Origin of the sequence: Corallococcus llansteffanensis (genome assembly GCF_003612055.1) — a bacterium.
Classification (GTDB): Bacteria; Myxococcota; Myxococcia; order Myxococcales; family Myxococcaceae; genus Corallococcus; species Corallococcus llansteffanensis.
This window is the reverse complement of record NZ_RAWB01000154.1, coordinates 1-17,850: the sequence shown is the minus strand read 5'-3', so window position 1 is coordinate 17,850 and position 17,850 is coordinate 1. Positions and strand designations below refer to the sequence as shown.

The window sequence follows — 17,850 nt, the reverse complement described above, 5'->3', positions numbered from 1 at the left end:
CCCCCTGGCTGTGGAACGGTGATGAGCCGAGGGTCGCCACCGTCTTCCAACCCATCGTCGATCTGCTGAGTGGCGAGGTGCTGGGCCACGAGGTGCTGTCGCGAGGCCTGGGCCCGGTGGAGTCCCCCAACGAGCTGTTCTCCCGTGCGCGTGTGGAGGGCTTCACCTACGAGCTGGAGCGCGCGTGCTGGACCGCGGCGGTGCGCCGCATCGCCACGCTGCCGGAGGCGCAGCGGCGCGGCCCCTTCTTCTTCAACGTCAGCCCGGACGTGCTGAGCGACGAGCGCTTCGGTGGGGCATCCACGCTGGAGCTCTTGCGCCAGCACGGCCTCAGTCCCCAGCAGCTGGTGCTCGAAATCACCGAGCGCAGCACCTTCGAGGACACGGAGCAGCTGCGCATGCTCGCGCGGCGGTACTCGGAGCAGGGCTTCGGCATCGCGCTGGACGACTTCGGCGCGGGGCACTCGGGGCTGGTGACGCTGGTGCACAGCGCTCCGGACTTCATCAAGTTGGATCAGGCGCTGGTGCGCGACATCCACCTGCACACCTACCGGCAGCACCTGGTGAAGTCGCTGGTCTCCTTCGCGCAGCGCGTGGACGCGGTGCTCATCGCCGAGGGCGTGGAGACGTGGAACGAGCTGGCCGTGCTGCTGCGCCTGGGCATCCGGCACGCGCAGGGCTACCTGCTGGCGCGGCCGGTGAGCTCGCCGCAGCGGCCGGGCGCGGAGTTCGCCGAGCGCTGCCGCGAGGCCATCCGCGCCCTGCACCAGCGCGAGCACGAGGACGACGAGACGGTGGGCAGCATGATCATCCGGCCCCCGTGCGCGCCGGTGTCTTCGCCCGCGGTGGAGCTGGACCGGCTGTTCCGCCGCACGCCGGGTGAGGACCACGTCGTGCTCCTGAACGGAGAACAGCCGCACGCGGTGGTGACGCGGCGGAGCTTCTACGCGCGGTGGGGCGGCACCTCCGCGGACGCGTCCCCGGCGCTCGAGGACGGAGCGCCCGTGGACCTGATGGTGGTGGAGGACGGCACGGCCATCACCGCCCTGGCGCGCATGGCGATGCGCCGTCCGCCCGAGTCCGTCTACGACCCGGTGGTGGTGACGGACGCCCAGGGCCACTTCCTGGGCACGGTGACGATGAAGCAGCTCATCGCGCGGGCCTCGGATTTGGAGCAGCACGCCGCCACCGGCGCGCATCCGCTCACGGACCTGCCCGGCAGCCGGATGATTGAACGGTGGATCCGCGCCGCGCTCCAGGGCGATGCGTTCACCGTCATCTACGGCGACCTGGACCACTTCGAGGCGTACAACGACCGCTACGGCTTCCTCCAGGGCGACCGGGTGATCCGCTACACCGCGGGCCTGCTGTCGGAGTGCCTGCACCTGCTCCCGCCCGGCTCGCACCTGGGCCACGTGGGCGGTGACGACTTCGTGCTCGTGTGTCCCGACGCGGTGGCGCCCGAAGTGCTTCGCACGCTCTGCCAGCGCTTCGACGCGGAGAAGGTCCCGCTGTACGGCCCGGAGGACCTGCGCCGTGGCGGCTTCACGCCCGGCGACGCCGCGGGCGCGCCCGTGCCGGTGACGCTGAGTCTGGCGGCGGTGGACCACCGGGGACTGTCCCCCCGCCCCCATCCCGCCGAGCTGTCCGCGGTCGCCGCGTCCCTGCGCAAGAAGGTGAAGGCGCTGTCCGCCGAAACGCACACCAGCACGTTCCTGTTCGAGCAGGGCAAGGCGGAGTAGGCGCAGCCCCGGCTCGTACTGAGGGCGAGGTGTGGTCCTCACGCGAGTGGAGCGGCGCATCGCTACCTCCACCCGCTCCGCCTCACTTCCAGGCGGGTGCAGCCGCGTGTCGCAGCAGTGGCATCCCGTGGCCTCCGGCGTCACTCCCAGGCGAGGTGCAGCCACCCATCGGTGTAGAGGCGTCCCGTGGCCTCCGGCGTCACTTTCCGGCGGGGTGCAGCCGCGCGTCAGAGCAGCGGCGTCCCATGGGCTCCGGCGTCACATCCAGGCAGGGTGCAGCCGCGTGTCGCAGCAGCGGCATCCCGCGAACTCCGAAGTCACTCTCATGCGGGATATAGCCGCGCGTCGGAGCAGCGGCGACCCGTGGGCTCCGCCGTCACGCCCAGGCGAGATGCAGCCGCGCATCGGTGCAGCGCTATTCCGTGGCCTCCGGCGTCACTCCCAGGCGGAGTGCAGCCGCGCGTCGTAGCAGAGGTATTCCGTGGCCTCCGGCGTCACTCCCACGCGAGGTGCAGCCGCCCGTCGGAGCAGTGAGTTTCCATGGCCTCCGGCATCACTCCCACGCGAGGTGCAGCCGCGTATCGCAGCAGTGGCATCCCATGACCTGCGGCGTCACTCCCAGGCGAGGTGCAGGCGCCCGTCGGCGTAGAGGCGCCCGGTGGCCTCCAGCTCCGTGGAGCCGTTCTCCACCGCGCGGTGCACGTTGGCGGGCGGCGCCAGGAGCGTATCCCGCCCCAGTGCGAACGCCTGCTCCCGCACCAGCGCCCAGTAGGCCTTGTCCAGTTGGAGCGCCCGCTCCCGCGACGGCGTCAGCAGCCACGCGAGGTCGCGGTCTCCCTCCGGCGCCGCACGCCGCACGGCGGGCAGGTCCAGCACGCCTCCCGGGAAGAAGCGCGCGAGCAACTCGTCGTTCGCTCGGAACTCGTCGCCCCCCTGGACGCGTTCGAAGTACGTCGCGGTCTCCGGCTTCGCATGGCCCGCCTGTGGCACGTCCGAAATGCCGCGCAGGTCCTGCTGCCGCCAGCCCTCGCTCCCAGGCACCTTGCGCGGGAACGCGAAGGTCTGGTCCACCGTGACGCCCAGGTTCGTGTGGCAGCCCATGCAGGCGACATGCTCTTCCAGCGTCTGGAGGCGCAGCCGCCCTTGCGCATCCTCGATGAAGCCCTGCAGACGCCAGCCGAACTCGTTGATCAGCCCCAGCTCCGGCGTGCCCTGGAACGCCGGCAGCCGACCGCGCCGCTTCTTCTCCTGCTCCTCCGCGTAGAAGTTCCGCACCCGGTCCTCCGCGGGCGCCTCGTCCTTGCGCGAATAGCGCAGCTCCTTCAACCGCGTGGACAGGAGCGCGGGCGCGTCCGGATCCACATAGCGCACGGTGTGCAGGAACTCGGTGCCGCGCGGGTACGTGTACCGGCGCACCGGCACGTCCGCCGCGGCCCCGGCATAGCGGACGGGCAGTCCGCGCACGACTTCCACCTGCGCTGACAGCCGCCCGTCGCCGTCCAGGTCCACGTCGGCCACGCGCTCGTCCACCGGCTCCACGCGGCGACGCGCGGCCTTCACGTCCACGAGCCCCGGGTCCACCGTCATCGCCGCTTCGAGCACCGCGAGGTTGAAGCGGTACACGTCGCGCGACGGCTGGCCCCGCGCGTCCTTCCGGAAGGCCTCCGGCAGCCGGATGAAGACGTCGTCGGTGTTGCCGTTGGTGGGCCAGAACGTGCCCGGGAAGGGCTTGTAGCGCACGGCGCGCCAGCCGCTGCCGTCCCGCGCGAAGCCGTCCCCGTCGAAGCCGCGCCCCAGGTCCAGGTCCGGCACCCAGCCCTTGTAGCCGCCCGCGCGACCCAGGAGCGCGGCCCGGAGCGGCGTCGCGTTGTCCTCGCGGATGTACTCGAGCACCTCCTCGTCGGAGCGCGACGCGATGGCACGCACGCGATCCGTGAAGAGGTTCGTCCAGTGGTTCGTCAGGGCCACGTCGCTGAAGGCGTACTCGGCCTGGAGCAACGCATCGGCCATCACGTTGTCGCCGACGCCGCCCGTGTGGCACGTCCAGCACGGGTTCGAGACCCCGGCCGTCTTCGTGTAGCACATGGAGGGCACCGGGGCCTCGCGGTTGGCCACGCGGCTGCCGGCCTCCAGCGCCTGCGCGAGCGGATCAAACGGAGGCGCGGCTTCGGGGGGCGTGCGCAGGCGCCACACGCCCCCCGCCGAAGCGAACGCGCCCAACAGCAGGACGATGATGACGGGGCCCCGCAGGGTGTTGCTCAGGGAAGAAGACATGGGCGGGGCTCCGTCAGGGCCTACGGCCAGACGCTGTAGCTGTCCTCGCCCGGGTGCTGGACGCTGACGAACAGGCTGGTCATGTCCGCGTTGAACGCCGGCCCCGTGGCCTCCGCGTCGCTGGGCATGGACAGCACGCGGAACGCCTTGCGGAAGTACGGGCTCTGCCGATGCGCGGGCGCCTGGTCCAGGTAGAAGACGCCGTCCGCGACCTTGTTGACGCCGAAGTTGCCGTCGGTGCCAAACCACACGCCTCCGTCGCGGTCGATGACGAGGTTGTCCGGCTTGGCCGCCGCGTACTCCGGCAGGGGGCTGGTGGCCGCCGACTCGCCCTTCCACACGCGGAAGAAGTCGAACGTCTTCGAGCCTGCGGGCGCCGCGGGGTTCGCCTCCCGCAGGGCGAAGATGGAGCCCACCTTGTCCACCGCGCGGGTGTCCAGCGCGCCGCGCGCCTTCTTCACCCACGCGCCGCCCTCCAGCGCGGCGGTGGCCACCCGGCCCTGCTGATCCAACGCCGTGGGGTCGCCGTGCTCCGTGAAGGCCACGTAGAGCAGCGGCGTGCCGCTGGGGTCCTTCGGGTTCCACTCCGTGTCCTCGGGGCGGTTGAGCTCCATCACGCCCACCTTGTTCGCGGCCGTCCACAGCAGCTTGCGCACCTGGTCGTCGTTGACGAAGCCGCCCACCGCGTTGTGGTTCGCATCGCGCAGCGCCGCGCCCACCTGCAACGTCGGCTGGCCATACGCCTCGCCGTTGGGCGCCAGGTCCGTGCTGTCCAGGCCCAACTGCACCCAGCGGCCGTGGCCCGGGGCGGCATCGGTGGGCACCACGCCTCCCACCAGCGTGTCGCCCGTCGCGTTGTCCAGCCCCGCGAAGTGCGCGACGAAGAGCGTGCCCACGTCCAGCAGCACGCGCACCTGCGCCTTCGTCATCCCGGGCGTGTACTTGCCCTGCGACACGAACTTGAAGATGCGTCCGCCGCGCCGGTCATCACCGCCGTAGACGACGATGGGCTGATCCGCGAGCAGCTTCCAGTTCGCGTCCACCACGAAGCTGGCGTTCTCCCAGTGCGCGCGCCCCATCACGCCCAGCTTGCGGTGGCCCACGCCCGGCTTCGCCGGATCCTTGCCGTACCAGAGCTCCGGTGGCTGGCCCGGATCAATCTCCGTCAGGTAGCCGTAGCCGTCCTTCAGGTGCGAGGAGTCGCGGTCCGTGCTGATGAAGTCTCCGTCCGCCGGGGCCGAGAAGTCGGGCACGAGCGGCGCACCCGGCGCGAAGCCGGGGGCGGCGGCGATCCAGTCGTTCTTCGGCGTCCACAGCGCGCCTTCCGGATCTCCGTAGGCCCCCTGGACGTTCTCCTCGCCCACGATGACGGTGCCCCACGGCGTCTGACCGCCGGAGCAGTTGGAGTGCGTGCCGGGCACCACCCCCGCCTCCAGCGCGGCGCCGGAGTCGTCGTGCTCCGCGGCGGACAGCGACACGCCCACCACCTTCATCAGCGTCGCGCTGGTGGCGTCGTAGCGCAGGTTCGCCGCGTTGCGGTCCACCGCCCATCCGCCCGTCGCGGGGTCCTGCACCACGCGCATCCAGGAGCCGCCGACCTGCTTCTTCCACTCGCGGTTGTAGGTGACGAGCGCGTCCGCCTGCCAGCTGGTGCCGTCCGACACCGTGTTGGCGAGCGTCCCCGTGTTGCGCAGGAAGCGCGCGAAGTCCAGGTGCTGGCCCGTGGGCGCCGTGCCCGCGCGGGGCTTCGCACCGGAGACGTACTCGTGGTTGATCCACATCCAACCCGAGGCGCCCTGCCCCTGGTACTGCGGCGCGCGGCCGTCCGCCGACCAGCCGTCACCGAAGAACGCGAGGTAGTCCACGTTCGCGCCGAAGCGCGGCCCCCCCTTCGCGAACGCGAGCGGATCCATCCACTTGATGACCGTGGTGGGGAACAGGCCCGGCACCGAGCGCACCGTGTCCGTGGACGCCGACGACAGCGGGAACACCAGCGGCGAGGGCAGCTTCCCCGCGACCACCTGCTCCACGCGCGCCTTCACATAGTCCGCCACGTTGGTGGCGCCCGTGCCCAGGTCGCCCCGGAACGTCACGGCGATGACGGACGACAGCGGCGTGCCGGCCTCCACGCCCTGCGCGCGCGCCGTCGCCCCCGGCCCGGGCTGCCCCATCGTGCCGGGCCCGGTGGGACCGGCCCCACCCGGCGGACCTTCCGCACCGGGCTCACCGGGCGAACCGTTCGCGCCGTCCTGGCCGGCGGGCCCCCGCGCTCCCTCGCAGCCCACCCACGTCACGGTGCCAACCAGGAGCAGCGCGCCGCTAGCGCGGCCCAACAGACGAGAAGCCATGCAGTGCATCCTCCAGAGGGGGTGCGCACCGCGCCCGGACTTCGGGCGGCCATGCGCGGGCGCATCCTCACGGAGGTCGTGTGGCGCGGGCTTGAGCAGCGCGTCACTTCTTCATGGCGGCGGGCCCCGCGCGCGACAGCCGCGCGACAACCGCCCACGGCGGCGTCACGGCGCGATGGGAATCGTGCTCACGCCCTCGAACTCCACCGCGCCGCCCCGGACGATGCCGTTCGCCTGGCACCAGCCGCCCGGCACCTCCAGCACGTACTGGCTAGGGATGCCCACCGAGCGGTTCGCCAGCGTGCGCGGCTCCGCGTTCTCGATGATGCCGACGATGCGGTGCTCGGAGGTGATGAACAGCATGTCCAGCGGGATGAGCGTGTTGCGCATCCAGAAGCCCCGCACCTCCTCCTCCGGGAAGAGGAAGAGCATGCCCTGGCCCGCGGGCAGCGACTTGCGCCACATGAGGCCGCGCGTGCGCGCATCCCCCGTGGCGGCGACCTCCACCTCCACGCGGTGCACGCCTCCGTAGGCGTCCTTCAGCCGCACGTGCGCGCGCGGCAGCCCTGGCATCACGTAGTCCTCCGCTGACACGTCCTTCGAGCGCGCTCGCGCAGGGGCGGGCGCGGGCTTCGGGGGCGCGGCGGGCGCTTCCTGACACGCGCCGACCGCCAACGCCAGCGCCAGCACCCACGCGACGCGCGACTTCATGGGTGCTGGGGATGCAGCGGCTTGTTGAGCAGCTTCTCCGTCAGCTCGGAGCCCAGGCTGTCGGACATCAGCCGCTCCACCAGGGTCTCGAAGTCCACGCGCTGGGACTCGCTGCTGTAGATGAAGCGGATGCCCATGCCGGGCTCCTCCGCGTCGCCCTTGGACCAGACGACCTCGCCCAACAGTTCGAAGGGTGCCTCGCGGTGCGGCACGGTCAGCTTGAAGAGGAAGCGCGTGCCGATGGGCAGCGGCTTCTTCGTCTTGATGAACGTTCCGCCCTTGCTGATGTTCTTCGTGTAGTCGGCGAAGAACGAATTGAGCTTCTTGTAGTCGACCTTCAGCTCGATGGGCGCACGACCATGGGTGCGCAGTTCGGATCCGCTCTTCTGTTCGGACATGCGGTCGGGGAGTATAGGGGACGCCATGCGGCAAGTCCTCCCCCGCGCCCGCGGTCTGTTGGGCCGTCCCGCCGTCCTGGCCACCGTGCTGCTGCTCGCCGGTGGGGGGTCGGCCCTCGTCCTCGTCCCCCTCTTCGGGGTGCCCGGCTTTGAACTGGGCCTCGCCCTGGCCATCGCCGTCGGCCTGCTCGGAGGAGGGACGGGCATCGCCGCCGCCGCCCAGGAGCGCCGCATCCTCACCGGCGCCCTCCCCCGTCCCGCCCGGGCGGAAGCCTCCGCCCTGCCCGGAACCGCCGTGGGCCGGGCCCTGGGCGCCAGCGTCCTCCTGAACCTGGGGGTGCTCGTTCCCCCCTTCGTGTGCGCCCTGCTCTTCGCCCGCTTCCGCACCGCGTGCGACCCGTTCGAGCTGGCGGGCTTCTACCCCCTGCTCACCCTTCCCTCCGCCCTCCTGGCCTCCTCGGCGGGCGTCTTCCTGGGCTTCGCGACGGCCCGTCCCCGGGGCGCGGCGGGCCTGTACGCGCTGCTGCTGCTGGCTTCACTCGTCGTCACGGTGCAGCCCATCGTCTTCGGGCCCCAGGTGTTCGCCTTCAACGTCTTCCTGGGTCACCTGCCCGGTCCGCTCTACGACGAGGCCCTCCAGATGACGGCCGCGCTGGGCTGGTTCCGCGTGGAGACGCTGCTGTGGGCGTGCGCCTTCGTGGGGCTCGCCCTGGCGCTGCTCGACGTGCGCACCGGACGGCTCGCGCTCAAGGGCGCGCGCGTGGGGGGGCTGGGGCTCGTCGCGCTCTGCGCCGTGGGCATCGGGATGCTGGAGGCGCGCGCGCCCCAACTGGGGCTGCGCATGACGGACGCGTACCTGGCGGAGGAGCTGGGCGGCGTGCGGGAGACGGAGCACTTCGTCCTGCACTACCCGCGCGGCAAGGCCCGCGAGGACGTGGACCGGATGGCCCGCGACCTGGAGTTCCGCTACGCCCAGACGAAGCGCTTCCTGGGCGTGGCCCCCACGGAGCGCGTGCGCGTGTGGCTCTACCGCTCCGAGGACGAGAAGCAGCGGCTGGTGGGCGCCGGCCGCACCCAGTACGCCAAGCCCTGGCGCACGGAGCTGCACATCCAGGACAAGCCCTTCCCCCACTCCACGCTGCACCACGAGCTGGCGCACGTGATGGCGGGCCCCGCCGGTTCAGGCTTCTTCCGCGTCACCACCCGGCTGGGCGTGTGGCCGCTGATGGGCCTCATCGAGGGCATCGCCGTGGCCGCGGACGACCCCGTGCAGGGGGAGCTCACCCTGCACCAGTGGGCCGCGGGCATGCGCCGGCAGGGCATTGCCCCGGACATGCGCGACATCATGGGGCCCCGGGGCTTCTACCAGTCCGCCCCGGCGCGCGCGTACACCGTGGCGGGCTCGTTCCTGCGCTACCTGGCGGACACCTACGGCGCGGACCGGCTGAGGACCGTCTACGCGCACGCGGACTTCGACGCGGCCTACGGGCGGCCCCTGGGCGAGCTCGTCACCGAATGGGAGCGCACCCTGGACGCGCTGCCCCTGGATGACTCCACGCTCGCGCGCGCCTTCGCCCGCTTCCGCGCGGGCAGCCTCTTCTCCCGCGCCTGCGCCCGCGAGGTGGCCCGGCTGTCCGAGTCCGCCCGTGAAGCGCTCGCCAGCGACCCGCAGGACGCGCTCGAGCGCTACCAGCGCGCCGCCGCCCTCCAGCCCGAGGAGCCCTCCTTCCAGCTGGGACAGGCCGCCGCCCTGGATGCCCTGGAGCGCCCGGCCGACGCGGCCGGCGTGCTGGACTCGCTCGCCGAGCAGGTGAAGGACCGGCCGGCGCTCGCCGCGGAGGTGGCCATGGCCCGCGCGGACGTGGCCCTCCACCTCGACAACGTGGACGCGTCCCGCGCGTTCCTTACGGCCGCGCTCGCGCTGGACGCGGGGCCAGAGGTGACGCGCACCGCGCAGGTGAAGCTGGCCGCCCTGGAGTCGCCGTCGCGCCGGGCCCCCATCGAGGCGTACTTCCGCGCGCCGCATGAGGAATTGCGCCTGCTGCTGCTGGACCGCGCCCTGCTCATCTCGCCCCAGGACCCCTGGCTGCGCTACCTGCTGGGGCGCAGGCTGCACCAGGTGGGTGCGCCGGCACTCGCGGCGGAGCAGTTGCAACGGGCCCTGTCGGACACCGGACTGCCGGAGGCCATCCGCCGGGAGGCCATCCGCCTGAAGATTGAAGCAGGCTACCTGGCGGGCGACTGCGGCGCCGTGCGGCATGAGGTGGGGGCGCTGCCGGACTACGGCGCCGCCTTCCGCGCGTCCGCCACCGAGTGGCGCGAGCGATGTGACTTCGAGCAGACGACCTTTCGCGGGCCCCTGGTGCCGCGACAGGCTTTCCGCTAGACGCGGGCGACACATTCCGGAGGTGGACGGAGCATGCAGTTCGTCAAGAAGCAGCGGATCCAGGGCACGGTGGACGAGGTGGAGCGTGCGCTCCTCGACGAGCGCTACTTCCCGTTCCTCCTGCAGCACCACGGCGTGCTGCTGGAGCTGCAGCCCCTGGAGGTGAAGACGGACGGGGACCGCGTGCACCGCCGCATCCGCTACCGCCCCAAGCCCGTCATCGCCACCATCGGCACCAAGAAGGTGCCGCCGGAGTGGTTCGCCTTCATCGAGACGTCCACCTACGACAAGCGCAAGAAGGAGCTGTCGTTCACCAACACGCCCACCTCCCAGACCATCTCCAACATGATGGTCAACACCGGCGTGCTGCGCCTGCGGGCCGTGGGTAACGAGACGGAGCGCACCATGGACGGGGAGATCAAGCTCAAGCTCCCCTTCCTGCTCAAGGCCGTGGCGTTCATCGGGGAGAAGGTCATCGAATCCGAGGGCCTGAAGATCCTCGACAACGAGGTGCCCGTCCTCAACCGCTTCATCGCTGAAGTCATCCGCGCCAAATAGTCAAAGCGCACGGTGCGGGCGGGGCCTGGGAATGGGTTGACACCCATGTGGTTGAACCCATAAGGCCCCGCCATGAACCCACGCTTCCCAGCCCTCTGCGCCGTCTTCCTCCTGGCCGCGTGCGCCCCGAAGCGCATCCCCGGCACGGAGTTGCAGGACACCGACGACACCCGCGCCATCCTCGGCGTCATGGAGCGCTACCGCGCCGCCCTGGAGGCCCGCGACGCGAAGGCCATCCAGGCCCTGGTGTCCCCGAAGTTCCGCGACGACGGCGGCACCGAGGACGTGTCGGACGACCTCACCGCCGAGAACCTGGGCGCGCACATGCAGGCGCTCTTCCAGAAGGTGCAGAACCCCAAGGTGGAGATCAACGTCCGCCGCGTGGAGATTGGCGAGGGCGAGGAGGTCGCCGCCGCCATCTACTACTGGAACGCGTCCTGGCGCATGCCCGGCCTCAACGCCCGGCCCCAGCAGGACTCGGAGCTGGAGCAGATGGTGTTCCAGAAGGTCGACAACGAGTGGAAGATCCTCTCCGGCATCTAGCCGCCCGCCGCGCGCGCATCACGTCCCCGTGAGCGCGCGCAGCCCGTCCGGCCCCATCCCGCCCAGGGCCCGCGCCCGGGCCAGGTAGGTGCGGAAGTCCTTGGGCGCGAGCTTGTCCGCGCCCAGCGGCGACAGGTGGTAGTCGCGGATGCGGCTCGCGGTGAAGCGCACCGCGCCGTAGAGGGCGTGGCCGTACAGCGCGGCCCGCTCCACCTCCGCCAGCGGCCGGGCGTCCTGGTAGCCGCGCAGGAAGGCCTGGCAGAGCGCCGGCTGGTACGTCCCCTCGAAGCACCACGCGTTGAGGGTGATGGCCACGTCGCGCGCGTACGCGTCCACGCACGCCATCTCGAAGTCGAAGAAGGCCCCCACGCGGTCGCCCAGCCACTTCACGTTGTCCAGGAAGAGGTCCGCGTGGATGACGCCCCGGGGTTCCAGCCCCGGGTGCGCGGCTTCCGCGCGGGTGAGCAGCCCCTCCAGCTCCGCCGCCACCGACGCCAGCTCCGGCTCCGGTCGCTCCCGCAGCCCCGTGAGCCAGCCCCGCACCACCTCCGAGCCGTAGGGATTGTGCCGCGAGCCCCCGAAGGACTGCGTGGTGCGGTGCAGCTTCCCCAGTTCCGCGCCCAGTTGCTCCAGCAGGTCCGGGGTGAGCTGCGCGCGGGTGAGCTCCTCGCCGGCGAGCCACTTGAAGACGCTGATCCGCCCGCCCTCCAGCGACAGGAAGGGCGCCGGGCCCATCGGCACGAGCAGCGCCGGCGCCGGGAAGTGCGCGGCCGCCAGGTGCTCCAGGAGCGCGGCCTCGAAGCGCAGGTCCTCCTCCGAGCGCACCGTCGTGTGACGCACGAAGAAGCGGCCGGCGTCCGTCTCCAGCCGGTGGTTGGTGTTGATGGAGCCCTGCGGGATGGGCGTCATCCCGCGCACGGCGCCCAGGCCGTAGGCGTCCGCCACGCGGGTGAAGGCCTCGGGGGGAAGTGTCGTGTAGACCGCCATCGCGTGCCTCCAGGGTTTGCCGCCCTGCGTGCATCCCGCCCTGGCCGTTGACACCCCGGGGGGCCGGACCTATCTGTCCATCCCCGTCTTACTTCGCATAACTGTCTGAAAACCTTCAATATTTGCGCGTGAGGCCACCCCCATGGACACGTCGGGTCGCGGTGACTGGAAGCGTCGCGAGGGACTGGGCAGCGCCCTGCTCCAGATTGGCGTCGTCGCGGTGGTGCTCGCGGCGGCGGTGGCGTGGTTCGTCCACCGGGGTCAGGTGCGCCAGGAGGTGGACGCGCACCTGCGCACGGCGCGCGCCGCCGCCCTGAAGGGCAACCCGGGCGACCTCGCGATGGCGCAGCAGCAGTTGGAGACGCTCTTCACGCTCTCCCCCGACTCGCGCGACGCGCGGGCGCTGTCCGCGGACATCCAGGCGGAGCTGTGGCTGGACCACCACGTGCCCGGCGCCGACCAGAAGGCCCGGGAGCAGTTGGAGCGCGCGGAGGCCATGGGCTCCCGCTCCGGCGAGCGCTACGGCGCGCGCGCCCTGCTGCTCGTGGGCGAGGGCAAGACGGAGGAGGCTCGGAAGCTGCTGGAGGAGCTCCAGGCGCAGGGCGCCAACAGCCCCAAGCTGACGCTGGCCCAGGCGCGGCTGCTGCAGCGGCAGGGGCGGCTGTCGGAGGCGCGCATCGCGTTCGCCCGCGCGGCGGAGGGCGCCTGGAGGGATCCGCGCTACTCGGCCGCCTATGGCGAGGCGCTGCTCGACGAGGGGCTGTTTCCCCAGGCGGTGGAGGCCTTCTCCCGCGCCACCACCGCGAACCCGGACCACCTGCTGTCGCGGGTGACGTCCGCGCTGGCGCAGCTGTACTCGGGCAGGAACCCGGACAGCGTGAAGGCGACGCTGGACGAGCTGCGCTCGAACAGCAAGCCGCTGACGCCCGTGCTCCAGGCCCGCCTCGCGGTGGCGCAGGCGGAGCTGGCCCTGACGAAGAGCGCGCCCGACGAGGCGCTGGCCCAGACGGACGCGGCGCTCAAGGCCTGGCCGGAGGAGCACTACGCCCTCTTCACCCGGGCGCGCGCGCTGGCGGCGAAGCACGCCCCCGAGGCCCGTCAGGCCTTCGAGGCGGCCGTGGCGAAGCGGCCCACCGCGCCGCTGCTGGCGCTGGACGGCGCGCGCCTGCTCCAGGCGCAGGGCGACGGCGAGGGCGCGCTGGCGCTGCTGGACACCTATGAGAAGACCTTCCGCGAGGTGAAGGTACAGACGACAGACGGCAAGTCGGTGCCCGCGCTGGACCGCGATGACCGCTACTGGCTGGCGCGCGGCGGCGTGATGGAGCTCGCGGGCCGGCAGGACGACGCGCTCGCCGCCTACGACAAGGCGCTCGCGGCGCGCGGCGTGGGGCTGGCCCGGGCGCAATACGCCAAGGGCGCGCTGCTGCTCGCGCGCAAGGACTTCGAGGGCGCGCGGACGCTGCTCAGCCAGGTGGCCCCGGACACCGGCGCGGGCAACATGCCGGAGGCGTACGCGGCGCTGGGCGAGCTGCTCTTCGCCCAGGGCGACTTCGCCGCCGGGTGCCAGCAGCACTACTTCGCGCTCGTGCGCGCCCGCGCCCAGGGCACGCCCGCGGAGCTCATCGCCACGCGCGCCAACGACATCAAGAAGCGCCTGGAGACGTCGGGGCAGCCCGCCATGGCCAAGGCGTGGCTCACCGAAGCGGGGCCGCTGTTCCAGCAGCAGTAGCGGGCCTGGAGGCCGAGGGCTAGAGCAGCTCGGAGGGTTCCAACCGACGCTGCTTCGCCTTCACCACGCGCCACTCGCCGTCGGGCTCCTTCTCGAAGGTGCCCTCGATGGCGTAGGCGTTGAGGACGCTGTCGCGCGCCAGGTCCTCCAGCTTGTCCGCCTGCGAGCGGCCGAAGATGAAGCGCGCCTGGAAGTCGGCCTGCGTGGGCGACACCTCGCGCACGTCGATGTCGGTGGTGAAGACGCGCACCCACTGACCGCGCAGCACCTGCGCGGCCAGGATGCGGTGCACGTCCTGGCGGCTCCAGCCGTCCGTCGTCTTGAAGCGCTCGGACACGCCCTCCATCACCCCGCCGACGTCCTTGTCCTCCGCCGAGCGAGTCATCGCGATGATGCGCCGGGTGACGGCGTCCTTCACGCCGGGCTCCTCGCGGGGCCAGAGGAACAGCACCAGCGCGGCGGCGACCAGGGCCGCCATGCCGCTCACCACCCGAGAGCGCGTCAGCACCATCTCACGCCGCCCCGGTCTCCGGCTCCAGCATCATGTCGTCCGCGTCGATGATCTCCAGCGGCCGCAGCGCTTCACCAATCTGCTTCAGGCGCCGGTCCGACAGCTGCTCCAGGTACGTGCGGATGTTGGGGAAGGCCTTCACCAGCTGGTGGAAGGCGTTGCGCTCCAGCCACGCCGCCGCCGTCTTGCGCGGCACCGTCACCGTGGCCGTGGCGCGCAGGCCGGTGAGCAGTGAAATCTCCCCCGCCACCTCGCCCTCGCGCAGCACGCCCAGCGTCACCACGCCGCCGGCCGGGTCCTCCTTCTGCACCACCAGCTCCCCGGCGAGCACCAGGAAGAGGCCCGGCGAGTGCTCGCCCTCCACCAGCACCTTCTCTCCGGCCTGGAGGGCGCGGAAGGTGAAGCGCTGGAAGAGCGCGCCCCGCTCCGACTCCGGCAGTTGCTGGAACAGGGGCGAGTTCGCCATCAGGTTGCGCATCATGCGCTGCTGGGCGAAGTCCGCGAGCAGCTGCGGCACCGCCGGGTGGCTCTTGGCCACCGCGTTGAGGTGCTCGCGGCGGATCTCGAAGACCTCTGAATCCGACACCGCCGTCACCGTGGCGGTGGGCGCCGCGCCCGTCAAGAGCGCCAGCTCCCCGAAGATGGAGCCGCCGCCCAGGAAGCCCAGGGTGCGGTCCTCGCCCTCCGTGCGCCGCGTCACCTCCGCCTTGCCGGCGACGAGCACGTGCAGGTGGTCATCCGGCTCGCCCTCGCGGCTGATGACCTCCTCCGCCTTGACGGTGCGCCACACCATGCGCCCCACCAGGTCGATGAACGCGTCCCGGTCCAGGTCCGCGAACAGCGGCAGCGGCGGGCGGCCCTGCGGGTCGGCGTTGCCGCCGGTGTCCGGCGCGGCCAGCACCTCGATGGCGCGGTTGGACAGCTCCTCGCCCACCAGGCCCATCAGGTCCGTCTCCACCTTGCCGTCGTACAGGTGCTCCGGCGGCAGGGGCGGCGGCACCGCGGCACGGCCCGCGGCCCGGCGCGCGGCGCGCGAGTGCACCCGGGCCAGCGTCTCCTTCAGGCGCCGCTCGTTGGGCGACAGCTCCAGGGCCAGCTTGCACGCGGCCATCGCGCTCAAGAGGTAGTCGCGGCGCAGGAGCCCCTCCGCGCACGCGTGGTACGCGGTGACGGCGCGCTCGCGCTCCCCCAGCTCCGCCAGACACCGGGACGCCAGCATGCGCGAGCGGTGATCCGCGGGCACGCGGCGGACGGCCTCCGCGAAGACGGCGAGGGCGCGCTCGAACTGGCGCTCCTCGAACAGGTCCATGCCCAGCTCACGCAACGACGACTCGTTCATCCGGTGTCTCCAACCAGCACGACGACAAGAAACAGGAAATAAGGCCGCCCGCGGCCACGATGCACGGGCGGCCGGGGCCGGCTAGGAACCGCCGGCCTTCTGCAGATCACTCAGCGCCATCTCCGCCTTGCGCTTCACCTCGGAGCCCTCCGCGGACGACTCGATGACGATCTTGAACGTCTCCGTCGCCATGGAGGGGTCGCGGTCCCGCGCGATGTACGCCGACAGGTACAGCTCTTCCACCTTCTTCTGCAGGTCGTCCAGGCCGCTGCGCGCGCGCGAGTCGCCCGGGTTGAGGCGCAGGGCCTCGCGGTAGCTGCGGCCCGCCACCGGGTACTCCTTGCGCTTGAAGGCCGCCTGCCCCGCCGCTACCGACGCGGAGGCCAGCTCGTTGTCGAGCGTGTCCCCCAGCGTGCCCGCGAAGCCGATCTGCCGGTACACCTCCGCGGCGCGGCGCAGGGGCTTCACGGAGGCCTCCAGCGAGTTGCTCTCGTACTTGCGCTGGCCCTCTTCAAAGGCGGCGCGGAACTGGGGGATGAGCTTCTTGAGCGACCGGGCCCGGTTCTGGATGTCCGCCTCCGCCCGGTACTTGTCCATCACCCGGTCCACCTCCAGCGTCGCGCGCTGGAAGTCCCCGCCGTTGAAGCGGCGCTCCACGTCCTCGAAGGCCTGCGCCACGAACTCCGCGCGCCGCTGCTTCGCGTTCTCCGCCGCCGCGGCCTGACGCGCGCCGGCCTGCCGCGCCGCGGTCGCCGCCTCCTTGTCGAGCTGCGCTTGCAACTCCATGAGCCGCTGCTCGTAGAGGGGCCGGGTGTTGTCCGGCAGCGCGGCGATGAGCGGCTTCGCGCTCTCCGGGTTGCGCTCCGCCAGCGCCGCGTCCGCCAGCCCCACCATGTACGTCTGCTCCTTCGCGTCCAGGTCCACCTTGAGCTTGTCGCGCTCGACGTCCGTCTTCGCGGTGCCCTCCGGCGTGTCCTTCAGCTTCTGGCGCGCGTCGTCGAAGCGGTTCTGCGCGATGAGCGCCCGGACCTCCTTGAAGGCCTCCAGGATGTCCTGCTGCCGCTGCGCGGCCTTGCCCACGCCGTCCACGTCGATGCCCGCGCGCAGCTTCTCCGCCTCGGCCGCGAAGCGCACGGCGTCCGGGTAGTCGCCGTCGCGCACCTTGTCGCGCGCGCGCTGCATCAGCTCCGTGGCGCGCGCCAGGTTCGGATCCACCGGGGGCTTGGGAGGCGGCCCCTTGCGCGACATCGCCAGGCCTGCGAGCAGCATCACCAGCAGCAGGCCGCCCACCGCCAGGCCCACCTTCTGCTTGAAGTCCAGCCGGATGCCGCCCTCGCGCGCCGGCGAGCGCACCGGGCGCGGCCGGGGCACGCCCGTCTTGCGCGCCTTCTCGTCGCGCAGCAGGTCCGCGACCTTGTAGTTCGCGTTCGTCTTCTCATCCAGGCGCGGGTCCTTCTTCTCCTCCTTCTTCTCCTCCTTGGCCGCGTCCTCGCCGGACTCCGCCTTGGCGCGCATCTCCTTGATGAGCTCGCTCTCGTCCACGAAGCGCAGCCGGGTCTTGCCCACGGAGATCTCATCCCCGTGCTTCAGGATGCACTCGTCCACCTTCTGGTCGTTCACCTGGGTGCCGCTGATGCCGCCCAGGTCGCGCATGACGACGCCCTTCTCGCCGTACACCAGCTCCAGGTGGCGGCGGGACACCGTCTTGTCCTCCAGGGCGAAGTCGCAGTCCGTGCTGCGCCCCACCACCATGCGCACGCCCTTGAAGCGCTTCTTGCGCCCCTTGTCCGGCCCGTCCAGCACCAGCACCAGCACGGGGGGACCGGCGCGCGTCGTCTCGGAGTTGTCCTCGTCCTCGTCCTCGGCGGGCGCCGGCTCCTCCGCGCGCACGTCCCCCATGGACGCCACGCGCGTCTCACCCGTGCGCGAGCGCTGGGGCTCCACGTCCCCGTACAGCTCCGGGTCTCCGCGCTCCTGGCTGTCGTCCTCCCCCTCGGGGGCGGACCAGTCCTCGTCCGGGACGGCCACACGCCGGGAGGAACCTCCGGCGGAAGAGGAGGGACGGCGTTCCGCCGTCGAGCCACCAGCAGGACGGCCGGTGCCCGAACGCGACGACGGTGATGGACGGCGAGGAGGCATGGATGGGTCCAGGTTGAAGCGGTCGACATCTTAGAGCGCCGTCCCCCACCGTGGGAATGCGCTCCGACCGTTCCTTTCAGGGAAGACCGGGCCCCCGCGGACCGTTGGCCCGCACGCCGTCCCGTCCCGATGTAGGTTTCTCCCATCCCCGCTCCCTCCAGGAGACCCCTCCATGCCCGCAGCCC

Annotated in this window: 13 protein-coding genes; 5 read left to right on the top strand and 8 right to left on the bottom strand. The window is 71.8% G+C overall.

Annotation, left to right across the window (positions count from 1 at the left end; genetic code table 11):
- Positions 1-1,742, top strand: a 1,742-nt coding sequence (locus D7V93_RS16625; protein ID WP_120644352.1) for a bifunctional diguanylate cyclase/phosphodiesterase, incomplete at its 5' end; no start/stop codon positions are given.
- A gap of 612 nt (positions 1,743-2,354) precedes the next feature.
- Here the strand turns inward: D7V93_RS16625 and D7V93_RS16620 are convergent.
- From D7V93_RS16620 to D7V93_RS16605, 4 genes are all read right to left on the bottom strand, one after another.
- The gene (locus tag D7V93_RS16620; protein WP_120644351.1) at positions 2,355-4,016 is read right to left on the bottom strand and encodes an Aq_1262 family (lipo)protein; all 1,662 of its coding nucleotides are present in this window, start codon (positions 4,014-4,016) and stop codon (positions 2,355-2,357) included.
- Positions 4,017-4,036: 20 nt separating this feature from the next.
- Positions 4,037-6,364: a PhoX family protein gene (locus D7V93_RS16615; protein WP_147451198.1), complete on the bottom strand. Its 2,328-nt coding sequence runs from the start codon at positions 6,362-6,364 to the stop codon at positions 4,037-4,039.
- A 165-nt stretch (positions 6,365-6,529) separates the two neighbouring features.
- Positions 6,530-7,075 (bottom strand): DUF192 domain-containing protein, encoded by a 546-nt coding sequence (locus tag D7V93_RS16610; RefSeq protein WP_120644349.1) that lies wholly within the window; start codon positions 7,073-7,075, stop codon positions 6,530-6,532.
- Positions 7,072-7,473 carry a TIGR02266 family protein gene (locus D7V93_RS16605; protein WP_120535495.1) on the bottom strand — a complete coding sequence of 134 codons (402 nt, stop codon included), beginning with the start codon at positions 7,471-7,473 and terminating at the stop codon, positions 7,072-7,074. Before D7V93_RS16605 ends, D7V93_RS16610 begins: the two co-directional genes overlap by 4 nt.
- Before the next feature lie 25 nt (positions 7,474-7,498).
- Between D7V93_RS16605 and D7V93_RS16600 the strand changes: the two genes are divergently transcribed.
- From D7V93_RS16600 to D7V93_RS16590, 3 genes are all read left to right on the top strand, one after another.
- On the top strand, positions 7,499-9,859 hold the full coding sequence (locus D7V93_RS16600; protein ID WP_208723047.1) for a hypothetical protein: 2,361 nt from the start codon (positions 7,499-7,501) through the stop codon (positions 9,857-9,859).
- A 33-nt stretch (positions 9,860-9,892) separates the two neighbouring features.
- On the top strand, positions 9,893-10,417 hold the full coding sequence (locus tag D7V93_RS16595) for an SRPBCC family protein (protein ID WP_120644347.1): 525 nt from the start codon (positions 9,893-9,895) through the stop codon (positions 10,415-10,417).
- Positions 10,418-10,489: 72 nt separating this feature from the next.
- The gene (locus D7V93_RS16590) at positions 10,490-10,960 is read left to right on the top strand and encodes a nuclear transport factor 2 family protein (protein WP_120644346.1); all 471 of its coding nucleotides are present in this window, start codon (positions 10,490-10,492) and stop codon (positions 10,958-10,960) included.
- 18 nt (positions 10,961-10,978) lie between these two features.
- On the opposite strand, the gene D7V93_RS16585 is transcribed toward D7V93_RS16590, so the two are convergent.
- Positions 10,979-11,947, bottom strand: a complete 969-nt coding sequence (locus tag D7V93_RS16585; RefSeq protein ID WP_120644345.1) for a homoserine kinase — start codon at positions 11,945-11,947, stop codon at positions 10,979-10,981.
- 142 nt (positions 11,948-12,089) lie between these two features.
- Here D7V93_RS16585 and D7V93_RS16580 point away from each other — a divergent pair, with 142 nt between their 5' ends.
- On the top strand, positions 12,090-13,676 hold the full coding sequence (locus tag D7V93_RS16580; RefSeq protein ID WP_120644344.1) for a tetratricopeptide repeat protein: 1,587 nt from the start codon (positions 12,090-12,092) through the stop codon (positions 13,674-13,676).
- 19 nt (positions 13,677-13,695) lie between these two features.
- Here the strand turns inward: D7V93_RS16580 and D7V93_RS16575 are convergent, their stop codons facing one another.
- From D7V93_RS16575 to D7V93_RS16565, 3 genes are all read right to left on the bottom strand, one after another.
- Positions 13,696-14,154: a hypothetical protein gene (locus tag D7V93_RS16575; RefSeq protein WP_372338324.1), complete on the bottom strand. Its 459-nt coding sequence runs from the start codon at positions 14,152-14,154 to the stop codon at positions 13,696-13,698.
- A gap of 34 nt (positions 14,155-14,188) precedes the next feature.
- Positions 14,189-15,526 carry a cyclic nucleotide-binding domain-containing protein gene (locus D7V93_RS16570; protein ID WP_120644342.1) on the bottom strand — a complete coding sequence of 446 codons (1,338 nt, stop codon included), beginning with the start codon at positions 15,524-15,526 and terminating at the stop codon, positions 14,189-14,191.
- A gap of 81 nt (positions 15,527-15,607) precedes the next feature.
- The gene (locus tag D7V93_RS16565; protein ID WP_244237346.1) at positions 15,608-17,554 is read right to left on the bottom strand and encodes an FHA domain-containing protein; all 1,947 of its coding nucleotides are present in this window, start codon (positions 17,552-17,554) and stop codon (positions 15,608-15,610) included.
- Between the last annotated feature and the right edge of the window lie 296 nt (positions 17,555-17,850).